We start from the raw sequence: 1,879 nt of genomic DNA on the forward strand, positions 1-1,879 counted from the left end.
TGAGTCAGCTGCCGGTAATGCGTAGTCATCTGCGCTTGAATCCTTCGGTGTGAGAGCCTGGATTCTACCGGTGGCTGGCTCTCTGCCTCTCGTTTCAAGCGTTGCGCTTATTCTATGAATTCAGGGACTCTTGCAGCACGTAGAGCAGCAGGCTAGGTGTGTCTTCCTTGGCATTGGGGTCGCCTTGAACATAGGCGACGTAGCCGTAGTCCACTGGGAGCGGTGGGCATTTAGCTAGAATCTGTTCTTCGGCGTAATAACTATTCTTAGTGCAGACATCATCTGGATCGTATGTAGCGGGATTAGGTCGTGTTATTTCGACGAAGCTTGATCGACCTTTATAGCCGGCAATACGGACTAAAGGAAAACGAGGAAAGCCTGTGGCTTGTAGTTTTTCTGTACGCCAATTAAAACCCCACTCCCAGATGTAACGAATTTCCTCGATTGCGGTGGGGTTCTCCTTTCGGACAAAACCTCCCCGAGAAGCACTTTTATCCATTAATAGCACGGTCACGTCAGGATGATCTTTCAAGCGCATGGCGCTGGAAATCACTCGATCTTGAGGGGTGTCGCTTTTAATAAAGCCATAGGGTATGCACACGCCTTTTTCATTGGGGATTTCGTAAAGGGCGCGGGGGCGAAAGTTTTTAGCAAAGTTGTCATAGTCCTTAGTTACCGAAACCTCATCTCGCCTATCAAGGGTTTCATAGGTGTAGCGACGGCCAGAATAATAACTTGAAGCCTTAATTTTCATTCTGTCCGAGTTTCCGTGCTTGGCTAAAAATGAGGTTTCATCAGGAAAGCTATATGAAAACTTTCCAGCTTTGGGGTTATCCTTATTGTCTGCCCGGTATTTTTCCAGCCTGTCAACTTCAGCCTGGCGAGCCGTAAAATAAAGTTCTTTATCACCAAGGGGGTAGACGCCTATTTCTCCTCCATAACTTGTTTTTGCAAAAAATACTTTTTGGCCAGGGTTTGGAAAAAACCTGTACCTATCTTGATAGTCATAAAGTACTTTTCGAAGTACAGCAACTTCGACATTCCCTGGCAGACGGACTTCAAAATTGCCTACACATTCAGTTTTCCACTGCTCTGGCACGATATTTTTTTGCGCATGGACTACCGAGGTGCATGCAGCCAGTAGGGAGAATAATGAAAATCTAACAAACAGATTCATCCGCGGTACTCCTGTTTTTTGATAGGTACTGAAGTCCATTTCTTTTCTTGCATTGATAGGCTGGCAAATTTTTGCTTAAGGTCAGCAACTCCTTACGGCCATAGGCCCAATCCAATCCGCCGACCAAGGCCATTTGTTGGATACCCCTGATATCAAGCCGCACGCCGTCGGTTCTCACTTAACGGCGCTTGATTGACGCGGCGATGGTGTCGGCCATTGTGTGGAGTTCGTCCCTGCCAATAGACGGTTTGCCATTGGGGCCATACTCGGACTCTTGCAGTACGTAGAGCAGCAGGCTAGGTGTGTCTTCCTTGGCATTGGGGTCGCCTTGAACATAGGCGACGTAGCCGTAGTCCACTGGGAGCGGCGGGCATTTAGCTAGAATCTGTTCTTCGGCGTAATAACTATTCTTAGTGCAGACATCATCTGGATCGTATGTAGCGGGATTAGGTCGTGTTATTTCGACGAAGCTTGATCGACCTTTATAGCCGGCAATACGGACTAAAGGAAAACGAGGAAAGCCAGTGGCTTGTAGCTTTTCTGTATGCCAATTAAAACCTCGCTCCCAGATGTAACGCCTGAATTCATAGAATAAGCGCAACGCTTGAAACGAGAGGCAGAGAGCCAGCCACCGGTAGAATCCAGGCTCTCACACCGAAGGATTCAAGCGCAGATGACTACGCATTACCGGCAGCTGACTCA

Annotated in this window: 2 protein-coding genes; both read right to left on the reverse strand. The window is 47.9% G+C overall.

The genetic code is table 11. The annotated features are described in order from the left end of the window. Positions 1–112: 112 nt before the first annotated feature. A complete protein-coding gene (locus AC19YT_RS28125; protein ID WP_500611375.1) occupies positions 113–1,177 on the reverse strand; it encodes a T6SS immunity protein Tli4 family protein in 1,065 nt (354 codons plus the stop codon). Between the two features lie 178 nt (positions 1,178–1,355). Further along, entirely contained in the window at positions 1,356–1,778 is a 423-nt protein-coding gene (locus AC19YT_RS28130) for a hypothetical protein (protein ID WP_500611376.1), read from the reverse strand. Between the last annotated feature and the right edge of the window lie 101 nt (positions 1,779–1,879).

The sequence above is a fragment of the Pseudomonas sp. MF08875 genome (genome assembly GCF_059862525.1).